This is a genomic window from Leminorella richardii (assembly GCF_900478135.1).
In the GTDB taxonomy this organism is placed as follows: domain Bacteria; phylum Pseudomonadota; class Gammaproteobacteria; order Enterobacterales; family Enterobacteriaceae; genus Leminorella; species Leminorella richardii.
This window is the reverse complement of sequence record NZ_LS483470.1, coordinates 1,520,888-1,542,469: the sequence shown is the minus strand read 5'-3', so window position 1 is coordinate 1,542,469 and position 21,582 is coordinate 1,520,888. Positions and strand designations below refer to the sequence as shown.

Sequence of the window (21,582 nt, the reverse complement as noted above, 5' to 3'; positions counted from 1 at the left end):
ACTGTTTAGCTATACAATCCAAGCAATCCAAATCTGGATAATCATCCGTTGTGTAGAAACAACGTTAGCCTCACTGATTAATATGAATAGGTTGATGGGATGGCAGATTCTAAATGACCACTTTTTATACTGTTCTAAGCTGGCTGCTGGTGGTTGGCTATTGGCTGCTGATAGCCGGTGTTACGCTCAGAGTCCTTATGAAGCGACGAGCCGTTCCTTCAGCGATGGCCTGGCTTTTGGTTATTTATATCCTACCCTTGGTGGGCATCGTCGCCTATCTGCTCTTTGGTGAACTGCATCTGGGAAAGCGAAGAGCCGAACGCGCCAAAGACATGTGGCCTTCAACCGCAACCTGGCTGGACGGATTAAAAAACTGCCAAAACGTATTTACGACCTACATCAGCCCTGTATCAGAACCTCTGTTTCAGCTCTGTAAACGCCGCAACGGCGTCCCTGCCGTACGGGGAAATCGCCTTCAGCTGTTAACCAATACCAGCGACACCATGATTTCGATGATCCGCGATATTGACAGAGCAGAGCACAGCATAGAGATGGTGTTCTATATATGGCAGAGCGGCGGCCAGGTAGACAACGTAGCAGAAGCGCTGATGTCAGCCGCTCGCCGCGGCGTTCGCTGCCGCCTAATGCTGGACTCTGCAGGCAGCATGCACTTTTTCCGCACGCCTTACCCAGCGCTGATGCGCGAAGCGGGCATTGAGCTGGTTGAAACGCTGAAAGTTAACGTGCTGCGAGTCTTTTTACGCCGTATGGATCTCCGCCAGCATCGTAAAATTGCCATTATCGATAACAATATTGCCTATACCGGCAGCATGAATATGGTCGATCCGCGCTTCTTCAAACAGGGTTCAGGCGTGGGCCAGTGGATTGACCTAATGGCCAGAATTGAAGGCCCTGCCGCAACGATGCTGGGGTTGATATACGCCTGTGACTGGGAAATTGAGACGGGCATAAGGCAGCTCCCTCCTCCTCCCAACGCTCGCCTTTTGCCGTTTGAAGAAGAAGACGGACATACCGTTCAGGTCATCGCCTCTGGCCCGGGATTTCCAGAAGAGCTGATTCATCAGTCACTGTTGACCGCCGTTTACGCCGCCAGAAAGCAGCTGATCATGACCACACCCTATCTGGTTCCCAGCGACGACTTGCTGCACGCAATCTGCACCGCCGCCCTGCGCGGCGTCGACGTTAGCATCATCGTTCCCTATAAAAACGACTCTCTGATGGTCGGCTGGGCCAGTCGATCATTTTTTACCGAACTGCTGGAAGCCGGTGTGAAAATTTATCAATTCCAAGGTGGATTGCTGCACACCAAAAGCGTGCTGGTTGATGAAGAGCTTAGCCTTGTTGGTACCGTCAATCTGGACATGCGCAGCCTGTGGCTCAACTTTGAAGTCACCGTGCTGGTTGACGATAAAGCCTTTGGCGAAGACTTGGCCTGTGTGCAGGCTGACTATATCGCTCGTTCAACGCTGCTAAACCCTGAAGAATGGGTCAAGCGCCCTCTGTGGCAGCGCATCATTGAGCGTTTGTTTTATTTCTTCAGTCCGCTACTATAGCGGCCTTATCTCCCGATGAACGGATACCCTATTTGATGGATAGCGACGATTTCGATCTGAACAATCGCCTGGACGATGATGAAACGCTGGATCAGGCCTATGACATTTTCCTTGAACTGGCTCCCGACAATCTCGATCCTGCTGACGTTTTACTGTTTAACTTGCAGTTTGAAGAGCGCGGCGCGGCGGAGCTACACGACCCTTCAGAGGAATGGCTCGAACATGTGGACTTCGACCTCAATCCAGACTTTTTTGCCGAAGTGATTATTGGACTCACTAACGAACAGGACGAGGTAGATGACATTTTCGCCCGCGTTCTTATCTGCCGCGAAAAAAGCCATAAGCTGTGCCACATCTTGTGGAAAGAATAAACTGACAGTGACAGAAAAAAGCCTCGCCGTTTATTTGAACTGACTCTATAAACGGCGGGGCTTTTTTTAGGCCAGAAGCCCGGGAAATGACACTTTAATTCCGGTGATAATAAACTCGATACCCAACGACATAAGCAACAGGCCCATAATTCGCGTTACCACGTTAATGCCCGTTTGCCCCAGCAGGCGCACCAGCCAAGGGGCTGCCCTGAACAGCAGCCAACAGCAAAAGGCAAAAAACGCAATAGCGATAAAAAAGCCAATATAGTCAATCCAGGTATTGTAGCGCGTGCTCCAGACGATCGTTGAGCTGATCGCGCCGGGCCCAGCCATAAGCGGAAGCGCTAGGGGAACAACAGCCACGTTCTCTCTGGCGGTCGTTTCAGTTTTTTCCTGCTTGTTTTGCTTATCTTCCCCCAGCTTGCCGCTGATCATCGACATAGCGATAGTCACAATCAAAATACCGCCTGCGATACGGAAAGAGTCAATAGAAATACCAAACAGACGCAGTATCGCATCGCCAAGAAACAGCGAGCACCACAAAATAATAGCGACAGAAAGGTTGGCCGTTCTGTTAGTTTTATCCCTTGCAGCCGGAGACTGATAGTTGGTCATGCTGATAAAAACCGGCAGAATGCCAACCGGGTTTACCAGCGCAAACAGGCCAACGAGAAACTTAACGTATCCTGAAAAATCCAGTGCGGCATGCGCCATCTAGGACTCCCTATAAATAAGAGCGGGAATGAAAACGCGGCTAATGTAATAGAGTTAAGCGCCAATAGCCAGACGCGACACTTTATTCACTATAGTTAATTCACCTTGAATAAATGCCCTTACGATCCCAAAAGTGTCAAATTGTGCAAAAACCGCCATGCTGAATGGTGTCAGCATGGCGGTTTTGTGACCAGCGTCACTCTATTACCCCCTCTTAATAGGTAATCTGTATTTAATTACCTTTTTGTTCATAAACACTAGGCACCGTAAATAAGTTAATGCATTGAATAAAAAGGATAAATGAGATTTTTTCAGTCAGTGAATCGTTCGTTGACATATTACCCAGAAAACTGCTTACCCCGTGGTTTACTGACTAAAAAAATTTATCAATCTTAGGAGAGTCTCATGACAGTAAACAACAGCACTGAGCTAAATGCCCTTGTTGCACGAGTGAAGAAAGCGCAGCGTGAGTACGCTAACTACACTCAGGAGCAGGTAGACAGAATTTTCAGAGCCGCCGCGCTGGCCGCCGCTAACGCCCGTATTCCGCTGGCTAAAATGGCCGTTGAGGAATCAGGTATGGGTATTGTGGAAGACAAGGTGATAAAAAACCACTTTGCCTCCGAATACATCTACAACAAGTACAAAGATGAAAAAACCTGCGGCATCCTGGAAGAAGACGATACGTTCGGCACCATCACCATTGCCGAACCAACTGGGATCATTTGTGGCATTGTACCCACCACAAACCCAACCTCTACAGCTATTTTCAAAGCGCTGATTAGCCTGAAAACCCGTAACGGCATTATCTTCTCCCCTCACCCACGCGCCAGAAAGGCCACTAACAAAGCTGCCGATCTGGTCTTACAGGCTGCCATTGAAGCGGGTGCGCCGAAAGATATCATTGGTTGGATCGATGAGCCGAGCGTAGAGCTCTCCAACCAGCTGATGCATCACCCTGACATCAACCTGATCCTTGCAACCGGCGGGCCGGGCATGGTTAAGGCCGCCTATAGCTCAGGTAAACCCGCAATTGGCGTTGGTGCCGGCAACTCCCCTGTAGTGATTGACGAAACTGCCGATATCAAGCGCGCCGTTGCGTCTATCCTGATGTCTAAAACCTTCGACAACGGCGTTATCTGCGCTTCTGAGCAGTCAGTCATCGTCGTTGACCAAATTTATGACGCCGTTCGCGAGCGCTTTGCTTCCCACGGCGGCTATATGCTGAAAGGTAAAGAGCTGAAGGCGGTTCAGGATATCATTCTGAAAAATGGCGCGATCAACGCGGCTATCGTTGGTCAACCGGCGGTGAAGATTGCCGAAATGGCAGGCGTCACCGTTCCGGCAACCACTAAAGTGCTGATTGGTGAAGTGACTCACGTAGATGAATCAGAGCCTTTCGCCCACGAAAAGCTCTCTCCTATGCTCGCCATGTATCGCGCCAAGAACTTTGAGGATGCGGTAGAAAAGGCCGAAAAGCTGGTTGCGATGGGCGGTATCGGTCATACGTCAGGACTGTATACGGATCAGGATAACCAAGCTGACCGTATTAACTACTTTGGCGACAAGATGAAAACCGCTCGTATCCTGATCAACACCCCAACCTCTCAAGGCGGCATCGGCGACCTGTATAACTTCAAGCTGGCGCCTTCGTTAACGCTAGGCTGCGGTTCCTGGGGCGGTAACTCGATTTCTGAAAACGTCGGGCCGAAGCATCTTATCAACAAGAAGACCGTCGCTAAGCGAGCTGAAAACATGTTATGGCATAAACTTCCTAAATCTATCTATTTTCGCCGCGGCTCGCTGCCGATTGCGCTTGAAGAAGTAGCGACCGACGGAGCCAAACGCGCGTTTATCGTAACCGACCGTTTCCTATTCAACAACGGCTACGCCGATCAGATTACTGACGTATTAAAGCAGCACGGTATTGAAACAGAAGTGTTCTTCGAGGTTGAGGCAGACCCAACCCTAAGCATCGTCCGCAAGGGCGCTGAGCAGATGCACTCTTTCAAACCAGACGTCATTATTGCTCTGGGCGGCGGCTCTCCAATGGATGCGGCTAAAATCATGTGGGTCATGTACGAACATCCTGATACTCACTTTGAAGAGCTGGCGCTGCGCTTTATGGACATCCGCAAGCGTATCTACAAGTTCCCGAAAATGGGTGTGAAGGCCAAGATGATCGCTATCACGACCACCTCAGGTACCGGTTCTGAAGTTACGCCGTTTGCTGTGGTCACCGACGATGTTACCGGCATGAAGTATCCGCTGGCCGACTACGCGCTGACTCCAGACATGGCTATCGTTGACGCTAACTTAGTCATGAATATGCCCAAGTCCCTGTGCGCATTTGGTGGTCTTGACGCCATTACTCACGCACTAGAAGCCTATGTTTCTGTTCTGGCGAACGAATATACCGACGGTCAGGGTCTACAGGCGTTAAAACTGCTGAAAGAGTATCTACCACAAAGCTACAAAGAAGGCGCGAAGAACCCCGTTGCTCGTGAACGCGTCCATAACGCTGCCACTATTGCCGGCATCGCTTTTGCCAACGCGTTCCTTGGCGTTTGCCACTCAATGGCGCACAAGCTTGGCTCAGAGTTCCACCTGCCGCACGGCCTAGCCAACGCCCTGCTGATTTGTAACGTCATTCGCTATAACGCGAACGATAACCCAACCAAGCAAACCGCGTTCAGCCAGTACGATCGGCCTCAGTCTCGCCGTCAGTATGCTGAAATAGCCGATCATCTGGGGCTTTCTGCACCGGGCGATCGCACTGCGGCCAAAATTGAAAAACTGCTTGGCTGGTTAGACGAACTTAAAAAAGAGCTGGATATTCCGGCCTCTATTCGCGAAGCAGGCGTACCTGAAGCTGAGTTCCTGGCTAAAGTGGATAAACTGTCTGAAGACGCGTTTGACGACCAGTGTACCGGTGCAAACCCACGTTATCCGCTGATTTCTGAGCTGAAGACTATTCTACTGGATACTTATTACGGTCGCCCTTATACGGAAGCACCGCAACTGCTGCCAGCTGAAGAGAAAAAGGCTGAAAAAGCGTCTGCTGCAAAGCCCGCTAAGAAAGCAAAGAAATAAGCATCATCCTGTAATGTTTAAAGCCGTCCTTTTTGGACGGCTTTATTCTTTTTTGTCCACGGCTTTAGAGAACCTGCGCTTTCTATATCCTAAAGCCTCATCTTTACTGTCGGGCCTTACAGGGCACCTTCGCTACTACAGAAACCTTTCACCGCTTCAAGAATCATCCCAATGTTCTTTTTCCCATCCGATCACCAGCCTATTCTCAGCTCACTATGCTGGCCGCTTACCGCTGAGGTATTCCTTATTAAGGATTGGATAATCAATAGGAATTAGTAACATATGTCTACACACAATGTGTTATATCCCATTTAGATACACATTTTTTACCACACACGTTTAGCCTTATACACGGTCAAAATACCCGACATAAAATAACGCATAAAAAACCTAAATTATCACTACATATCATAAAGATGGAAGAAACATGCAGATAGAAAAACAAAGAGTACTAGAGATATAATATATTCTAAATATGTTATCCAGAATGAATACTGTTATTCAGATAATTCTTTCCTTTTCATTGAAATTAAAAATATTTTCAAGATGAAAGCACGATTTTTTTGCTCGAATAGTATAGATTTCATCCATTATGTGCGATCTTCTATCGCGCTCTTTAAAAGGAAATCGGATGATATCTGATTAAAAGAGCCTGTAGTGGTTAAACAACGGGATTTCGTAGATATATCACCGAAACCTTTTACAAACAGTCATCATAAAATGGTGGGCATTCATACTAAGACATAGATATAAACTTCATCTTTACATAACCCTTAAATAGTAAAGCCAATAAAGCTTACTGACTCAAGTTGCGTGATATGAGCTAACGATTTTTCACCCCACATAGAATGTGTTTTTTCGCTTATTTAAGCCTTTCACCTGACATTATTTGACTATCGTGAGTAAATAAATTAACTTTATTTATGTAATAACCTATTGCAGAAATATATTTCACGTTTTATTATTAACGGCAATTCCAATCCATAATTAATTTGAGAACGATACAATGAGCGAAGCATTAAAAATCCTTAACAACATCCGTACTTTGCGTGCTCAAGCAAGAGAATGTACTCTTGAATCTCTGGAAGAAATGCTAGAGAAACTGGAAGTGGTTGTAAAAGAGCGCCGTGAAGAAGACGAAGCAAACCAGGCTGAAATTCAGGAACGTACTCGTAAGCTGCAGCAGTATCGTGAAATGCTTATTGCTGACGGTATCGATCCAAATGAGTTACTGCAAACGCTCTCTGCTGCCAAAATCAGTGGAAAATCCAAGCGTGCTGCTCGTCCTGCCAAATATCAGTTTGTTGATGACAATGGCGAGACAAAAACCTGGACCGGCCAGGGCCGCACTCCAGCAGTGATCAAAAGAGCAATTGAGGAAGAAGGTAAATCTCTGGACGATTTCCTGATGTAATTTCCCTTCTCTGCTTTTAAGGCCTCCGTATTCACGGGGGCTTTTTTATTCCATTTATAAAAATCATTATATTTAAATTATGTCATCAATGACGATTTTCTTTGCCTTCGTCCTTGAAGCCCCTCACTCAAAATGCACAACCCATAGTTACAAATGTAACAATATCAATTAAAAAAAACATCCCCGTGAGTATTCAAAAGACTTGGCATTCCAACGAAGCTAGTTAAAGCGGTTCATAAATAAACCTCCCTGTCATAATATACAACCGCGCTTTTCGCATCTTCCGCCGTCCTACACCTCTTCCTATTTAATGTCACTCTTGTGTAATGTCGATTTGCTACATTCTATAAGCTACATTTTTATAACAGCCTAATTATCACTTAAAGGAACATTAAATTGGCTAGATGTGTCGCAACCATTTTAGATACGACAATGGGGAAAATTGAAAAACGGCTATTGAAAAGGACGAAAAAATACCGATCGCGGTTTTTCGATCGGTATTCCCTCACTAACGGTGGCTATATATAGCGGATAGGATTCACTTTATCTTAGTTTTTAAGCGTAGCCTGTAACCCCTGAAGCCAGACTCTGAATTCAGCGCCCAGCGTTGAATGACGCAGTCCATATTCAACAAAAGCCTGCATATAGCCCATTTTATTTCCACAGTCGTGGCTTCGCCCTTTAATATGGTAAGCATCAACGGGTGATGACGCCATCATTAAGGCTATTGCATCAGTGAGCTGGATTTCATCGCCAGCTCCAGGAGGAATGCGCGACAGCAAAGGCCAGATGTCAGCAGAAAGCACATAGCGCCCAACAATAGAGAGATTTGACGGCGCATCGGCAACCCGCGGCTTCTCAACCATTTTGACAATCGGTGCACTTTCGCCAACTTTTAGCTCATAGCCATTGCAGTCAACGATGCCATAGTCGCTGACATCGTCCATAGGCACTGGCTCTACCATGATCTGGCTGCGCCCAGTCTCACTAAAACGCACAAGCATTTCACTTAGGTTATCTACGGCAGGATTGGCATCATACTTGTCGATAATCACGTCCGGCAGCACAACAACAAAAGGTTCGTCACCGATCAGAGGATAGGCGCACATGATCGCATGCCCCAGCCCCTTAGCCAGCCCCTGTCTCACCTGCATGATGGTCACGTCTTTAGGACAAATGCCCTGTATCTCGTTCAACAGCTGCCGCTTAACCCGCTTTTCCAGCATGGCTTCAAGCTCAAAACTGGTGTCAAAATGGTTTTCAATTGAATTTTTTGATGAATGAGTAACCAAAACGATCTGCTGGATGCCTGCTTCAATGCATTCATTAACGACGTATTGAATAAGGGGCTTATCCACCAGCGGCAGCATCTCTTTTGGAATTGCCTTGGTTGCTGGCAGCATTCGAGTACCCAAACCGGCTACCGGAATAATCGCCTTTCTTACTTTAGGCTGAACGGACATAGTTGACTCCCAAGATAAAATAAAAACGGTTCATCACCGAAATGAGTACGATAACCTGCTCATTTTACTGAAGCTTTGCTCAAATGCCGCCAGACCCAATTTGGAATAGACAAAAGCGCCTGAACAAAATATTGGCGTAGTATAGCAACAATCTCTTGTTTTTTGAGGGTTCTTATTATCATCCTACTGATACTTCAGCATCGCTACAGGTGAGCTGTAGCCGCCCACCAGCCCCCCAAACGCGACACGTCCAACGATCGGCTGATAAATGACACTGGGCCGGATAAAGCAAATGAAGCGTTCCCATTGGAATACTTTCGCTCATTTGTCGCGTTTCTTCATCGGTGATGACACTAGCGTGAAGCCCTGCAGAGACGAGCAGCAGTCGTTCCTTTATCGTATGGTAATAGCCCGCTAAAAAAGGAAACTGTCCTTCAAGATAAGACTGACGCAGTAGCGTATTGATGCGGTTTAACACGCTGGGCATCTGGGGCAACCCTTCATTTCTCTCAGCCAAATGCTCTTGAAGTAAGCTATTAAAAAGAGCCCTAAGCATCAGTGCTGCAAGCACGCCCTTTTCTCCTGCCAGTGAAATATCTAGGCAGTAAAACGCAAAGTCGTGCTCAGACAGCGGCGCAATATCAAACACAATGCCCGGCCGTTCCACCAGAGTAAGCTGCCGATAGTTGACTCGGCGCCCGGCTATTGTTTGTGTTGCGGGAGGCTGTAGCTGCCGTAGAAGCTGCACAGCCTCCTGAGGCTTGCCGCTCAGCTCCGCCCAATCTTCCATCATCGTCATTTCATCGCTGGCTGGCGAAGAAAAAAGATAAGGGTAAAAATAGGACAGCAGCGCGTCGCGCAGACGGTTTAAATCACCGATCGGCTTTAATAGAACGTCATGCACCCCAAGGCGCAGCATTTTGTCGATGTCAGTAATTTTTTCTGTCGCTGATATAACGATAACCGGGATCTGGCTTCCTTCATGACGTAAACGATCGAGCAAGGCGATACCGTCCATATTCGGCATCATAAGATCGCAAATCATCAACTCGGGGTGATGCTTTTTGACGTAAACCAAAGCCTGCTCACCGTCTTCCGCCTCTCCCGTTTTGGCGCCCAGCGAGGCCAAGTATCCACCCAGCATCGCGCGGAATACAGGATCGTCTTCAACGATAAGAATATGCTTGTCGGCTAAAGGGGGTGTCATTATTCACTTCCATGCTGTTCAATACTTATATTTTGGTTCAAGTTTGGCGCTTGTGCCTGATTATTACTTCACTTATTCTTGTTAACAAATATTGCCACACGCACTCCACGCGCGCGCTCTGTCGATCGGAGAATACCTGTTCGATGTCCTTTAGCTGAACATACTATAGGGATTGTATATGGACAAAAGATCGACTAAGTACACTTATAGCACATCCGGAGGCCTCAATTGGTCGAACCATGCCCCTGCGGCAGTAAAATCGCATTTAATGCGTGTTGTCAGCCCTATCTTCAGGGAGACGCTGTTGCTCAGACGCCGCTGGCACTGATGAAATCTCGCTACAGCGCCTACGTTTACAATAATGCTAACTACTTGGTTGCAACGTGGCACCCAGAATTTCGCTATCCAGAACTTGCTTCCTCCATTGAGGGCAGTGCTAGCAATACACAGTGGTTAGGGCTTACAGTGATCGATTCAGGAATGGAAACACCCGATCGCGGATACGTTGAGTTTCTTGCCCGCTATCTGGATACACAAACTCAGCAAACTCACGCCATCTATGAGCGTTCAACGTTTATCAAGCAAGAAGAGGTTTGGTACTATACTCACGGCGTTAAGCCACGCATTGGGCGGAACGATCCCTGTCCGTGCGGCTCAGGGAGAAAATATAAAAAATGCTGTGGAGACGACTGACGTTCCACTTCTCACTGTGACAAATAAATACAATAAGACAAATAGAAATAACAAACACAACACCAAAGGGTTAATCAACGCCATGCAAAGAAAAATACTGCGGACCATCTGTCCAGATGCAAAAGGCCTTATCGCCAAAATCACCAACATTTGCTACAAGCATCAGCTCAACATCGTTCAAAACAGCGAATTCGTCGATCACCGCACCGGGCGATTTTTTATGCGTACCGAGCTTGAAGGCATCTTTAATGATGAAACGCTGCTGGCCGATCTGGACGGTGCACTGCCGGAAGGTTCCGTACGAGAACTAAACGAAGCGGGAAAACAGCGGATTGTCGTGTTGGTGACGAAAGAAGCCCACTGTCTGGGCGACCTGTTGATGAAAAGCGCCTACGGCGGACTTGATGTAGAAATCGCCGCTGTTATCGGCAACCACGATACTCTGCGCTCACTGGTGGAGCGTTTTGATATCCCGTTTCATTTGATAAGCCACGAAGGATTAACGCGGGAAGAACACGATAAGCAGGTGGTTGAAGCCATTGACCGTATTGCCCCCAGCTATGTTGTTTTAGCCAAATACATGCGCATCCTGACGCCAGACTTCGTGCGCCACTACCCTAACCGTATTATCAACATTCATCACTCATTCCTGCCTGCGTTTATCGGCGCTCGCCCCTATCATCAAGCCTATGAGCGCGGCGTAAAAATCATTGGTGCAACGGCTCACTTTGTTAATGATAGCCTTGATGAAGGTCCAATCATTATGCAGGACGTCATCCACGTCGATCACACCTACAGTGCTGAAGACATGTCGCGTGCAGGTAAAGACGTAGAAAAGAACGTATTAAGCCACGGGCTTCATCAGGTACTGGCCCAGCGCGTTTTCGTATACGGTAACAGAACGGTTATCTTATAGTTCTAAACTCTGGTGGCCCGTCTAGGGCCACCAACTCTCTATCCCTGCACCGATTACCTACTCGTTCTTCTGTCAAAGAAAGCAGGGAAAAGCGTTGTTATTTCCTCAACAATTTTGCGCTCAACCTTGAAGGTTCGCAGTAAATACGCTATACAACCCCATTCGTCTTCATCGATTGGGATCTCCTCATGCGTAAGAATATCTGTGTTTACTGCGGTGCCAGCACTGGCAACAATCCTTCCTACGCCCAGGCCGCTGAGCGGTTGGGTCAGGCTATCGCACAACAGGGGCGTCGCCTGATTTACGGTGGAGGAAATAAAGGCCTGATGGGCATTTTAGCCAACTCCGTTTTGGAAGCTGGCGGTGAAGTTACCGGTATTATTCCTAAACGCCTGGTTGAAGCAGAAACTGCACACCGCGGGCTGACAACGCTTGAAGTCGTTCCTGACATGCACGCCCGTAAGGCAAGAATGAGTGAGCTGGCAGACGGCTTTATCGCCCTACCAGGCGGTATCGGCACGCTGGAAGAGCTGTTTGAAGTCTGGACCTGGAGCCAAATTGGCTACCATACCAATCCCGTTGGGCTGCTCAATATTCAAGGGTTCTACTCCCCGATGAATACCTTCTTACAGCATGTAGCCGACGAGGGCTTCGTTCGTCAAAGCTACCTCAATACGCTGATTATCAGCGATAACGCCCAGCAGCTTCTCGGAGACCTCGACGCGTATACACCGCACAATCTGGATCGTTGGGCCAAACAGTAAAAACATCTACGACTGCGCCTTTTGCGCATCGCCCCAAGATTAGAGAACGGTCGCCCGACAGGCGGCCATCACGGAAAGGTCTTAACCATGAAATTTGTCTCTTTTAATATTAACGGCCTGAGGGCTCGCCCCCATCAGCTTGCCGCTCTGATTGAACAACACCAGCCTGACGTTATTGGCCTACAGGAAACCAAGGTCCACGACGATATGTTTCCCCTCGACGAGGTCAGCCAGTTTGGCTATCACGTTTTCTATCACGGCCAGAAAGGCCACTACGGTGTCGCACTGCTTACAAAAGAGAAGCCGCTATCCGTCAGAAAAGGCTTTCCCGACGATGCCCCTGACGCCCAGCGCCGGATGATTATGGCGGATTTAGCCACTCCACAGGGAACTCTCACCGTCATGAATGGCTATTTTCCACAGGGAGAAAGCCGCGATCACGAAGTAAAATTCCCAGCCAAGCGGGCATTCTACGCCAGCCTGAATAGCTATCTTGAACAGCAATTGGATCCGTCTCGTCCCGTTCTTATCATGGGCGATATGAACATCAGCCCTACCGATCTGGATATCGGCATTGGTGAAGACAGCCGCAAGCGCTGGCTGCGCACCGGCAAGTGCTCTTTCCTGCCGGAAGAGCGGGAATGGCTGCAAAAACTGCTCAACTGGGGGCTGGTAGACACATTCCGTCAGCAGCATCCGGATACTGCCGACCGCTACTCGTGGTTTGACTATCGTTCTAAAGGATTTGACGAAAACCGCGGGCTGCGTATAGACCTACTGCTGGCAAGCAGCGCGCTGGCGGAACACTGTACCGGTACCGGCATCGACTATGACCTTCGAGCTATGGAAAAACCGTCTGACCATGCTCCGGTATGGGCTGAGTTTGCGCTTTGATTCCAATGGCTACTGTCCACGTCGTCGCGGCCATTATTGAGCGGCAGGGTAAAATCCTGCTCGCTCAGCGCGATGAACACAGCGATCTGGCTGGCTATTGGGAGTTTCCCGGTGGGAAAATTGAAACCGGAGAGTCGCCCGAACGGGCGCTCTGCCGAGAGCTCAATGAAGAGATGGGGCTTACCCATCTTTGCATCGCTGAACACATTGCTACTCACAGTGTTACTCAGACAAACAGAATCCTGAGCCTACAGGCGTGGCGAGTCACCGGTTTTAGTGAAGAAGTTCAGCTTCGCTGCCACAGCCGCGCAGTCTGGGTACTCCCTCAAGAAGCTACCGAATATCAGCTTGCTCCCGCGGATGTGCCGCTTCTTGCCGCCTATCTACAGCGTCAATCTACAGCGACTGAATAAAGCGCACTAGGTTCCTTGACCTTCCCCATCAGCACTTTTCTTGGCGCGCTTACGCTTGGGTTTGTCTTCCGCTGCTTTTTCCTGCCCTTTCCCCGCCCCTTTCTCGGGCTTTGACTGAGGCTTCGGCTGAGCGACGCCTTTAAAAACAGGCGGAAGCCTGTTGCGCTTAGCCTGATAAATCAGCGTTTGAAGCTCTGTCACCATTGGCTGAATAAAGTCCTGATAGCGACACTGTTTTTCACTGATTTGGGTCAGCATTGACTCCCAGTGCGCTGTCATGTCCGGGTGTGTTGCCGTTCCCGGTAAACAGTGGATCAGCGCCCTGCCCGCAGGCGTGGAGGTAATTGAACGCCCTTTCTTTTGCAAAAAGCGACGCTTAAACAGCAGCTCAATAATCCCGGCGCGGGTCGCTTCCGTTCCCAACCCGTCCGTTGCTCGCAGAATTTTCTTTAGGTCTTTATCCTGAACAAAACGCGCGATACCGGTCATCGCTGACAGTAGAGAGGCATCGGTAAACGGTCTGGGCGGCTGGGTCTGCTTCTCCACCACTTCACCGTTTTCGCACAAAAGCTCATCGCCTTTCGCAACCACCGGCAGCGGCATGCCCTCATTCTCTTCGTCCAGCTCTTTGCTGCCAAGCAGCACTCGCCATCCGGCTTCCGCCAAAAAGCGAGCCTTGGCAATAAACTTTCCACCGGCGATTTCCAGTTCAATCACGCACTTGCGGTACACTGCATCCGGACAGAACTGCATCAGATACTGACGGGCAACCAAGTCATAGATTTTCTTCTCATCAAACGAGAGAGAAACGCTGCCTCCACGTGCAGTAGGAATGATCGCATGGTGGGCATCGACCTTTTTATCATCCCAGCAGCGGTTGCGCCTTTCTGTATCCATTCCCGCCACGGGCAGCATGTCTGGGCAGTGAGCGCCAATCGCCGACAGCACCGCATGGCGATCGGCAAAATGCTCTTGGGGCAAATAGCGTGAATCGGAACGGGGATAGGTAATGAGCTTGTGGGTTTCATACAGCCGCTGGCAAAGATCCAGCACCTGCTGGGCGCTAAAGCCGTGGCGCTTGGCCGCTTCAATCTGTAGTGCAGAAAGGGAGAAAGGCAGCGGCGCCGCATCAGACTCCCGCTTGTCGTTATATTCTTTAACCAGCGCCGGCTGACCGACAATGCGCTTAACGACGTGCTCTGCTAGCGCTCTGTTCAGTAGCCGCCCTTCGTCATCCAGAAAGGACTCACACGACTCGCTGGGCTGCCAAACTGCGGTAAAACGCTCCTGTGACGGCGTCACAATATGCGCTTTGACCTCAAAGAAATCCTTTGGCACAAAGTTTTCTATCTCTTCATCCCTACGCACCACCAGCCCCAGAACCGGTGTTTGTACCCGCCCGACAGACAAAACGCCGTCATAGCCAGCGTTGCGGCCCAGTATGGTATAGGCGCGGGTCATGTTAATACCGTACAGCCAGTCAGCACGCGAGCGCGCCAGTGCAGAAACGCACAGCGGAATAAACTCGCGGTTCTCTCTCAGCTTATCAATCGCCCGCGTCACCGCCTGCGGGTTGAGATCGTTAATCAGGCAGCGCTTAACCTGCTGGCGCTTTTCCAGCGGCAGTTCTAAAAACTCCAGGACTTCATCAACCAGCAGCTGACCTTCTCTGTCCGGGTCTCCTGCGTGTACCACTTCCGCCGCTTCGCCGAGCAGTCGCTTAATGACGTTAAGCTGTTTTGCCACTGAGTCTCTGGGCTTTAACTGCCATTTTTCAGGAATAATCGGTAAATCACCCAAATTCCATTTGGCAAAGCGGGGATCGTACTGCTCTGGCTGCGCCTGCTCTAACAGGTGCCCAACACACCAGGTCACAACCTGCCCCCCACCACAGGAAATAAATCCATCCTGTCGCTGATGAGGCTTAGGCAGTACGTCAGCAATAGCCCGAGCCAGACTCGGCTTTTCGGCAATAAACAGACGCATCAGGAGTTATCACACAGTAAATAGTCACGCACCGCTGCGTAATCGCCGCGAAAGATAATGCGCTCGGCCTTGCGGCCCAGTTGATAAATGTACATAGGGTCATAATATTCGCGCAATAACGGCACCAGCCAGCGTTCGTGCCCGTCACTGCCGCCGCCTCGTCTGTGCAGTTCGAGGGCGCTGTTCAGCTCGTTGCTAAGCGACTGATGGCGTTCGAGCCCCAGACGCTTACGAATGGCAAACATTCCCTGATGCAGATAGCTGCTGAAGTTCTGCCACCCTTCTTCTTCACCGTCGCGCTGGATAAAGCCGCGGCACATGGCGTCCACATACTCTTCTTTCAAGCGAGCCAGACGAACGTCAAACGGGTCGTCAATCACCACGATACGCGCTTTCTGCATCGCTTCAAAAATCTCTATCGGTACGTGATTAGAGCCAATAGTGCGCCCTTCGTCTTCAAGCACCCAGCGATTCATGCCCGCATGCTGCTTCTTGAGCACGTCGATCGCCAGCACGTTTTCAAAATTAATTTGCGTGTCCTGCCCGGCAACAGTGCGGCCAAACGAAGATCCGCGGTGTCTGGCTGCCCCTTCCAAATCAACACCAAACGGCAGTTCGCGTATCAGCAGCGTTTTTCCACTGCCGGTATTCCCACCGACGATATGCATTGGCTGTTCCGCCAGCTGCTGGTTGATGGAAATCAGGAAGTTCCTCAGCGCCTTATATCCCCCGGTAATCAGCGGATAGTCCTGCCCGTCCTCTTTTAGCCACTGTTGGGTAATGTGGGAACGCAGCCCGCCGCGCATACAGTATAAAAATCCTTGAGGGTGCTGACGACAGAAGTCCAGCCACTGCGCCAAGCGCGCCTCTCTTACACTCCCGCTCACCAGCCTCTGGCCAAGCGTAATGGCGGCCTGCTGGCCGTGCTGCTTGTAACAGGTTCCCACAGCCTTGCGCTCATCGTCATTCATAAGCGCGATGTTGACTGATGTGGGAAATGCCCCCTGTTCAAACTCAACGGGGGCGCGAACATCAATCAGGGGTGTATCGTTAAGAAAAATGCGGCGATAGTCGGCGCAGTGAAGCTCAGACATCAAATAACCTCAATGAGAGCCCGGCCGGCCTGAGGCACAGTCAGCTCGCCAATAGCTGTAAGGACTATCTGATGCTTTTTAGCTAGCTCAATCACCTCGCCTTCTGACTCTGGCGTCACGGCAATTAACAGGCCGCCAGACGTTTGAGGATCGCACAGCAGGCTGCGCTGTAGATCCGTCAAACGACCAATCAGGTGACCATAGCTGTCGAAGTTGCGCTGAGTGCCGCCCGGCACGCAGCCCTGCGCAATATATTCCACAACGTCAGGCAGCGTGGGGATAGCCTCAAACCAGACGGTAGCCTGTACGCCAGAACCCTGGCATATTTCACTCAGGTGCCCAAGCAGACCAAATCCTGTCACGTCGGTCATGGCGGTAACGCCGTCAATCTTCGCAAACTCTGCTCCCGGCTTATTCAGGCGGCACATAACCTCCGTTGCCACTCCCGCATGCTCTGGCTTCAGTTTGCTCTTTTTCTCCGCGGTGGTCAGAACGCCAATCCCCAGAGGCTTGGTCAAGTAAAGCCTACAGCCGGGCTTCGCGGCGCTGTTCTTTTTAATCTGCTCAGTGCTAACCATACCGGTCACTGCCAGCCCGAAAATGGGCTCTGGCGCATCGATAGAGTGGCCTCCTGCCAGAGAAATGCCCGCCTGACGACAAACTTCCCGTCCGCCTTCGATCACTTTCTGGGCGATTTCAGGCGCTAGCTTATCAATCGGCCAGCCTAAAATGGCAATCGCCATAATGGGGCGACCGCCCATGGCGTAAATGTCGCTGATGGCGTTCGTCGCGGCGATGCGGCCAAAATCATAAGGATCGTCAACAATAGGCATAAAAAAGTCAGTGGTGCTGATAATGCCAATACCGTTACCGATGTCATAAACCGCAGCATCATCTCGCGTCTCGTTCCCTACCAGCAGATGTGGATCCAGAAATTTTTCCTGCTCGGAGTGGAGAATCGTTTCCAACACTTTCGGCGAGATTTTACACCCGCATCCCGCCCCGTGGCTGTACTGGGTTAAACGAACGCTTTGTTCTGACATCTGTATGCTCCCCTTATTCCGAATCGCATTAAATGCGCGTATGGCGCATATAGTAACGCGCCTCGGCGCCATTGATAAGAGTAGAAGGTGATTTAAGAGAAACGCTTTATGCGCGAGTAGAAAAGACCCGAGCGGCAAACGCCCGGGGTCTATACAGCAGAATTAGAAGTAAGACACAAACGGTGCGGTATCCGGTGCTTTTACCTTGGCTGGCTGCACCTGTGGCGTTCCCAGATACAGGAAGCCGACGATTTCATCCTGCTCTCGGCAGCCAAAGGCGTCCTTAACGATGTTATTCTCTGTCCAGAAACCGCTGCGCCAGATGCCGCCAAATCCTTGCGCGACAGCGGCCATTTGCATGGCCTGAACGGCACAGCTTGCAGAGGCAATTTGTTCCCAGCGCGGCACCTTTGGATGTTCAGTACAGTGCGCAACCACCACGATAATCATCGGTGCACGCAGCGGCCCGGTCTTTGACTTTTCCTGAATAGCTTCATCCTTGCCTTCTTCGATGGCTGCCTGTAGCAACACTTGTGCAAAACGGTGGCGAGCCTCCCCTTCAACAATAATAAAGCGCCAGGGTTCCAGCGTTCCGTGGTCGGGTGCTCTCATTCCGGCGTGAATAATATTCTGTAGCACGTCTCCGGCCGGAGCTGGTTCAGTCAAGCGCGATGCGGAACGACGGTTAAGCAATAGCGTAAGTGCATCCATAGAATTCTCCTGACAAAGGGTATCGTTTTATTGTAAAGTTAATTATTTGTTAATAACAGCAAAATAACGTTCATCACGCAATAACTACATCATCTAGTACGCAATAGTCACTGACTTTTTACCCCCGACCCTTTAGGATAATCGGTATCGTTTTTCCCTGACTCAGGGTTTTTATTAAAGGTAGGCTCATGAAGGCACTTTGGCAGATTTTTGCGACCATCTTCAAGCTTTGTTGGAACGTCATTAACGTTATCCGCAAAGCCGTTTTAAACCTGATTTTCTTTATTGTCCTGATCCTTGCCCTTGGCGTTTACCTTCAGTTTGAACGGGGCTACGAACGACCAGCCGAAGGCGCTCTGCTGGTCGATCTACAGGGTACCGTTGTTGACTCTGTTAACCCGGACAACGTGCTGCGCCAGTTGGGAAAAGAGATGATCGGCGGCAGCCGAGACATTCAGGAAAACTCTCTGTTTGAGATTGTTAAGCAGATCCGCGCAGCCAAAAACGATGCCACAATAAGCGGTCTGGTACTGTCGCTCGGTGACTTTCTGGGCGCCGATCAGCCTTCCCTAGCCTATATTGGTAAGGCCATCAGTGAGTTCAAAGCCAGCGGAAAACCCGTTTACGCCATCGGTGACAGCTATACGCAGGGTCAGTACTATTTAGCAAGCTTTGCCGATCGGGTTTACCTTACACCGCAGGGCAGCGTAATGCTTCCCGGTATTGCAACCAACGGCCTGTACTACAAATCTCTGTTAGACAACCTGAAAGTCACAACGCACGTGTTCCGCGTCGGTACCTATAAGTCTGCTGTAGAGCCATTTCTGCGCGACAGTATGTCACCGGAAGCGCGTCAGGCCGACAGCCGCTGGCTTAACGGCCTCTGGTCAAACTACCTGAAAGACGTGGCCACTAATCGCAAGACTACCCCTGAAAAAATCTATCCCTCCGCAGAAACCCTCATCGCACAGCTGAAGGCCAGCGGCGGTGATAGCGCACACCTAGCGCTGACAAACGGGCTGGTTGATGAAGTGCTGTCCCGGTCTGATATGGAAAACAAACTGAAAGAGGCCTTTGGCTGGGACAGCAAAAATAAAAACTACAATCTGACCAGTATCTACGACTACCGCGTTCCTGAAGAGCGGTCAAAAGTGAAGAAACCAGAAATTGCGGTGATCTTCGCCAGCGGCGCCATCGTTGACGGTAAAGAAATGCCCGACATGGTTGGCGGTGACACCACCGCAAAACAGCTTCGCAACGCTCGCCTGAACGACAACGTCAAAGCGGTCATTTTGCGGGTCAACAGCCCCGGCGGCAGCGTAACAGCTTCAGAGACTATTCGCGCGGAAGTTCAGGCGCTGAAGGACTCCGGCAAGAGCGTCGTCGTCTCAATGGGTGGGATGGCGGCCTCCGGCGGTTACTGGATTTCCACCCCTGCCGACTATATCGTCGCCAGCCCAAGCACCCTGACTGGCTCTATCGGCATCTTCGGCGTTATCAACACGTTTGAAAACACGCTGGATACTATCGGAGTCCATACTGACGGCGTCGAAACCTCGCCGCTTGCCGGCGCAAGCGTGACCAAGCCGCTGTCCCCTCAGTTTTCAGAAATGATGCAGCTGACCATTGAAAACGGCTACAAAACCTTTATCAACCTCGTGGCTAAAGCGCGTAAAAAGACGCCTGAGGAAGTCGACAGCATCGCTCAGGGCAGAGTCTGGATTGGCGTTGACGCGAAAAATAACGGTCTGGTTGACGCACTGGGAGATTTTGACGATGCCCTTAAAAAGAGCGCCGAGCTGGCCAAGCTGAGCGATTATGACATCAAGTGGATCAACGCGGAGTCAGAGCTGAAAGAGACGCTGCTGGGGCAAACGGCTGCCGTCGTCAATAGTCTGCTCCCCTCGACGGTTAAGATAGAGCTTCCGGCTCCCCTACAGCAGGTTGCCGACGGCCTTGGTCAGCAGCCTGGGCTGTTTGGCAACCTGAGCGATCCAAGCCATCGCTACGTTTACTGCCTGAGCTGTAGCTATTCCAACTAGCTCTCTCCGGCTGCGCTGACAAATGATAGGCCTAATGGAAACATTAGGCCTATTTTATTATGGGAAGAACGTTTTATTGCGATAAAGCCTCTTCTATAATCGTCCCATTCTCTCTTCTATTGGCGTTGTTCACTATGCTAAAACAGCGAAAGTCTATTTACGTCGCCTATACTGGCGGTACTATCGGCATGCGTCATTCCCATCAAGGATACGTTCCGGTTTCTGGCTATCTGCAACAGCAGCTAGCGCAAATGCCAGAGTTTCATCGCGAAGAGATGCCTGAATTCGTTATCCATGAATACTGCCCTCTGATTGACTCATCGGACATGACCCCTGCCGACTGGCAAAACATCGCCAACGATATCCACCGTCACTATCATCAATACGATGGATTCGTTATTCTGCACGGCACCGACACCATGGCCTTTACCGCGTCGGCGCTCTCATTCATGCTGGAGAATCTGGGTAAACCCGTTATCGTGACAGGATCGCAAATCCCTCTGGCAGAGTTGCGCTCAGACGGGCAGGCTAATTTGCTGAATGCGCTCTATATTGCCGCGAATTACCCGATCGGTGAAGTTTGCCTATTTTTCAACAATCGTCTGTTTCGCGGCAACCGCACCACCAAAGTGCATGCAGACGGTTTTGACGCCTTTTCATCGCCCAACTATCCTCCACTGTTGGAGGCCGGCATCCACATCAAGCGCCTCGCCCCTTCGCTTCCTCCGTCAAAGGAAGACTTTATATCACACGCTATTGCTCCACAGCCGATAGGGGTTGTTACCCTTTACCCCGGCGTGTCGGCCGAGATCGTCGCCAATTTCCTTCTCCAACCCGTTAAGGGGCTAATTTTACGAACCTACGGTGTCGGCAATGCCCCGCAAAGCCCTTCTCTTTTAAAAGAGCTGAGCGATGCCGCCGAGCGTGACATCATTGTTGTGAACTTAACGCAGTGTCTGTCCGGGCGGGTTGATATGGGTGGCTATGCTACTGGCAATGCACTGGCTCACGCTGGCGTTATCAGCGGATTTGATATGACGCTTGAAGCTACGCTGGCCAAACTGCATCTCTTGTTTAGCCAGGAAAGAGATGTCGCAAGCATTCGGCAGCTTATGCAAACTGACCTTCGTGGAGAACTCACGACAGCTGAATAAAAAAGGAAAAGCGAAGGCTGGCAAAATCGTTTCAGT

At 50.1% G+C, this 21,582-nt stretch carries 18 protein-coding genes; 11 read left to right on the top strand and 7 right to left on the bottom strand.

Annotation, left to right across the window (positions count from 1 at the left end; all coding sequences use genetic code 11):
- The first annotated feature begins 113 nt into the window (after window positions 1-113).
- On the top strand, window positions 114-1,574 hold the full coding sequence (gene cls / locus DQM29_RS07155) for a cardiolipin synthase (protein ID WP_111740049.1): 1,461 nt from the start codon (window positions 114-116) through the stop codon (window positions 1,572-1,574).
- Window positions 1,575-1,609: 35 nt separating this feature from the next.
- Window positions 1,610-1,945, top strand: coding sequence for an HI1450 family dsDNA-mimic protein (locus DQM29_RS07150; protein WP_111740048.1), 336 nt, complete (start codon window positions 1,610-1,612; stop codon window positions 1,943-1,945).
- 66 nt (window positions 1,946-2,011) lie between these two features.
- Here the strand turns inward: DQM29_RS07150 and DQM29_RS07145 are convergent, their stop codons facing one another.
- Complete coding sequence (locus DQM29_RS07145) at window positions 2,012-2,659, bottom strand: YchE family NAAT transporter (protein WP_111740047.1); 648 nt, start codon at window positions 2,657-2,659, stop codon at window positions 2,012-2,014.
- A gap of 405 nt (window positions 2,660-3,064) precedes the next feature.
- Between DQM29_RS07145 and adhE the strand changes: the two genes are divergently transcribed.
- Together adhE and hns are read left to right on the top strand one after the other, a co-directional pair.
- The gene (adhE, locus tag DQM29_RS07140) at window positions 3,065-5,752 is read left to right on the top strand and encodes a bifunctional acetaldehyde-CoA/alcohol dehydrogenase (protein WP_111740046.1); all 2,688 of its coding nucleotides are present in this window, start codon (window positions 3,065-3,067) and stop codon (window positions 5,750-5,752) included.
- A 1,006-nt stretch (window positions 5,753-6,758) separates the two neighbouring features.
- Window positions 6,759-7,166 (top strand): histone-like nucleoid-structuring protein H-NS, encoded by a 408-nt coding sequence (hns, locus tag DQM29_RS07135; RefSeq protein WP_111740045.1) that lies wholly within the window; start codon window positions 6,759-6,761, stop codon window positions 7,164-7,166.
- A 548-nt stretch (window positions 7,167-7,714) separates the two neighbouring features.
- Here the strand turns inward: hns and galU are convergent.
- The gene (gene galU / locus DQM29_RS07130) at window positions 7,715-8,629 is read right to left on the bottom strand and encodes a UTP--glucose-1-phosphate uridylyltransferase GalU (RefSeq protein WP_111740044.1); all 915 of its coding nucleotides are present in this window, start codon (window positions 8,627-8,629) and stop codon (window positions 7,715-7,717) included.
- 178 nt (window positions 8,630-8,807) lie between these two features.
- Entirely contained in the window at window positions 8,808-9,836 is a 1,029-nt protein-coding gene (rssB, locus tag DQM29_RS07125) for a two-component system response regulator RssB (RefSeq protein WP_111740043.1), read from the bottom strand.
- Window positions 9,837-10,064: 228 nt separating this feature from the next.
- Between rssB and DQM29_RS07120 the strand changes: the two genes are divergently transcribed.
- The 5 genes from DQM29_RS07120 to DQM29_RS07100 all read left to right on the top strand — a co-directional run bounded on the left by DQM29_RS07120 (window position 10,065) and on the right by DQM29_RS07100 (window position 13,516).
- Window positions 10,065-10,529: a YchJ family metal-binding protein gene (locus tag DQM29_RS07120; RefSeq protein WP_111740042.1), complete on the top strand. Its 465-nt coding sequence runs from the start codon at window positions 10,065-10,067 to the stop codon at window positions 10,527-10,529.
- A gap of 73 nt (window positions 10,530-10,602) precedes the next feature.
- Window positions 10,603-11,445: a formyltetrahydrofolate deformylase gene (gene purU, locus DQM29_RS07115; protein WP_111742026.1), complete on the top strand. Its 843-nt coding sequence runs from the start codon at window positions 10,603-10,605 to the stop codon at window positions 11,443-11,445.
- Window positions 11,446-11,633: 188 nt separating this feature from the next.
- A complete protein-coding gene (locus DQM29_RS07110) occupies window positions 11,634-12,209 on the top strand; it encodes an LOG family protein (protein WP_111740041.1) in 576 nt (191 codons plus the stop codon).
- 87 nt (window positions 12,210-12,296) lie between these two features.
- A complete protein-coding gene (xthA, locus tag DQM29_RS07105; protein ID WP_111740040.1) occupies window positions 12,297-13,103 on the top strand; it encodes an exodeoxyribonuclease III in 807 nt (268 codons plus the stop codon).
- A gap of 5 nt (window positions 13,104-13,108) precedes the next feature.
- Window positions 13,109-13,516 carry a pyrimidine (deoxy)nucleoside triphosphate diphosphatase gene (locus DQM29_RS07100; protein WP_111740039.1) on the top strand — a complete coding sequence of 136 codons (408 nt, stop codon included), beginning with the start codon at window positions 13,109-13,111 and terminating at the stop codon, window positions 13,514-13,516.
- A 6-nt stretch (window positions 13,517-13,522) separates the two neighbouring features.
- Here the strand turns inward: DQM29_RS07100 and DQM29_RS07095 are convergent, their stop codons facing one another.
- From DQM29_RS07095 to DQM29_RS07080, 4 genes are all read right to left on the bottom strand, one after another.
- Window positions 13,523-15,502 (bottom strand): DNA topoisomerase III, encoded by a 1,980-nt coding sequence (locus DQM29_RS07095; RefSeq protein WP_111740038.1) that lies wholly within the window; start codon window positions 15,500-15,502, stop codon window positions 13,523-13,525.
- Entirely contained in the window at window positions 15,502-16,596 is a 1,095-nt protein-coding gene (gene mnmH / locus DQM29_RS07090; protein WP_111740037.1) for a tRNA 2-selenouridine(34) synthase MnmH, read from the bottom strand. Before mnmH ends, DQM29_RS07095 begins: the two co-directional genes overlap by 1 nt.
- On the bottom strand, window positions 16,596-17,639 hold the full coding sequence (selD, locus tag DQM29_RS07085) for a selenide, water dikinase SelD (RefSeq protein WP_111740036.1): 1,044 nt from the start codon (window positions 17,637-17,639) through the stop codon (window positions 16,596-16,598). Before selD ends, mnmH begins: the two co-directional genes overlap by 1 nt.
- Before the next feature lie 162 nt (window positions 17,640-17,801).
- A complete protein-coding gene (locus DQM29_RS07080) occupies window positions 17,802-18,350 on the bottom strand; it encodes an NAD(P)H nitroreductase (RefSeq protein WP_111740035.1) in 549 nt (182 codons plus the stop codon).
- A 188-nt stretch (window positions 18,351-18,538) separates the two neighbouring features.
- Here DQM29_RS07080 and sppA point away from each other — a divergent pair, with 188 nt between their 5' ends.
- Both sppA and ansA read left to right on the top strand, forming a co-directional pair.
- Complete coding sequence (gene sppA, locus DQM29_RS07075) at window positions 18,539-20,392, top strand: signal peptide peptidase SppA (protein WP_111740034.1); 1,854 nt, start codon at window positions 18,539-18,541, stop codon at window positions 20,390-20,392.
- Between the two features lie 134 nt (window positions 20,393-20,526).
- Window positions 20,527-21,546 (top strand): asparaginase, encoded by a 1,020-nt coding sequence (ansA, locus tag DQM29_RS07070; RefSeq protein ID WP_111740033.1) that lies wholly within the window; start codon window positions 20,527-20,529, stop codon window positions 21,544-21,546.
- Window positions 21,547-21,582: the final 36 nt, after the last annotated feature.

Excerpts from the sequence above, each read along its gene's own strand:
- cls (WP_111740049.1), top strand. The coding sequence starts at position 114 with ATGACCACTTTTTATACTGTTCTAAGCTGGCTGCTGGTGGTTGGCTAT.
- DQM29_RS07150 (WP_111740048.1), top strand. The coding sequence starts at position 1,610 with ATGGATAGCGACGATTTCGATCTGAACAATCGCCTGGACGATGATGAA.
- DQM29_RS07145 (WP_111740047.1), bottom strand. The coding sequence starts at position 2,659 with ATGGCGCATGCCGCACTGGATTTTTCAGGATACGTTAAGTTTCTCGTT.
- adhE (WP_111740046.1), top strand. The coding sequence starts at position 3,065 with ATGACAGTAAACAACAGCACTGAGCTAAATGCCCTTGTTGCACGAGTG.
- hns (WP_111740045.1), top strand. The coding sequence starts at position 6,759 with ATGAGCGAAGCATTAAAAATCCTTAACAACATCCGTACTTTGCGTGCT.
- galU (WP_111740044.1), bottom strand. The coding sequence starts at position 8,629 with ATGTCCGTTCAGCCTAAAGTAAGAAAGGCGATTATTCCGGTAGCCGGT.
- rssB (WP_111740043.1), bottom strand. The coding sequence starts at position 9,836 with ATGACACCCCCTTTAGCCGACAAGCATATTCTTATCGTTGAAGACGAT.
- DQM29_RS07110 (WP_111740041.1), top strand. The coding sequence starts at position 11,634 with ATGCGTAAGAATATCTGTGTTTACTGCGGTGCCAGCACTGGCAACAAT.
- xthA (WP_111740040.1), top strand. The coding sequence starts at position 12,297 with ATGAAATTTGTCTCTTTTAATATTAACGGCCTGAGGGCTCGCCCCCAT.
- DQM29_RS07100 (WP_111740039.1), top strand. The coding sequence starts at position 13,109 with ATGGCTACTGTCCACGTCGTCGCGGCCATTATTGAGCGGCAGGGTAAA.
- DQM29_RS07095 (WP_111740038.1), bottom strand. The coding sequence starts at position 15,502 with ATGCGTCTGTTTATTGCCGAAAAGCCGAGTCTGGCTCGGGCTATTGCT.
- mnmH (WP_111740037.1), bottom strand. The coding sequence starts at position 16,596 with ATGTCTGAGCTTCACTGCGCCGACTATCGCCGCATTTTTCTTAACGAT.
- selD (WP_111740036.1), bottom strand. The coding sequence starts at position 17,639 with ATGTCAGAACAAAGCGTTCGTTTAACCCAGTACAGCCACGGGGCGGGA.
- DQM29_RS07080 (WP_111740035.1), bottom strand. The coding sequence starts at position 18,350 with ATGGATGCACTTACGCTATTGCTTAACCGTCGTTCCGCATCGCGCTTG.
- sppA (WP_111740034.1), top strand. The coding sequence starts at position 18,539 with ATGAAGGCACTTTGGCAGATTTTTGCGACCATCTTCAAGCTTTGTTGG.
- ansA (WP_111740033.1), top strand. The coding sequence starts at position 20,527 with ATGCTAAAACAGCGAAAGTCTATTTACGTCGCCTATACTGGCGGTACT.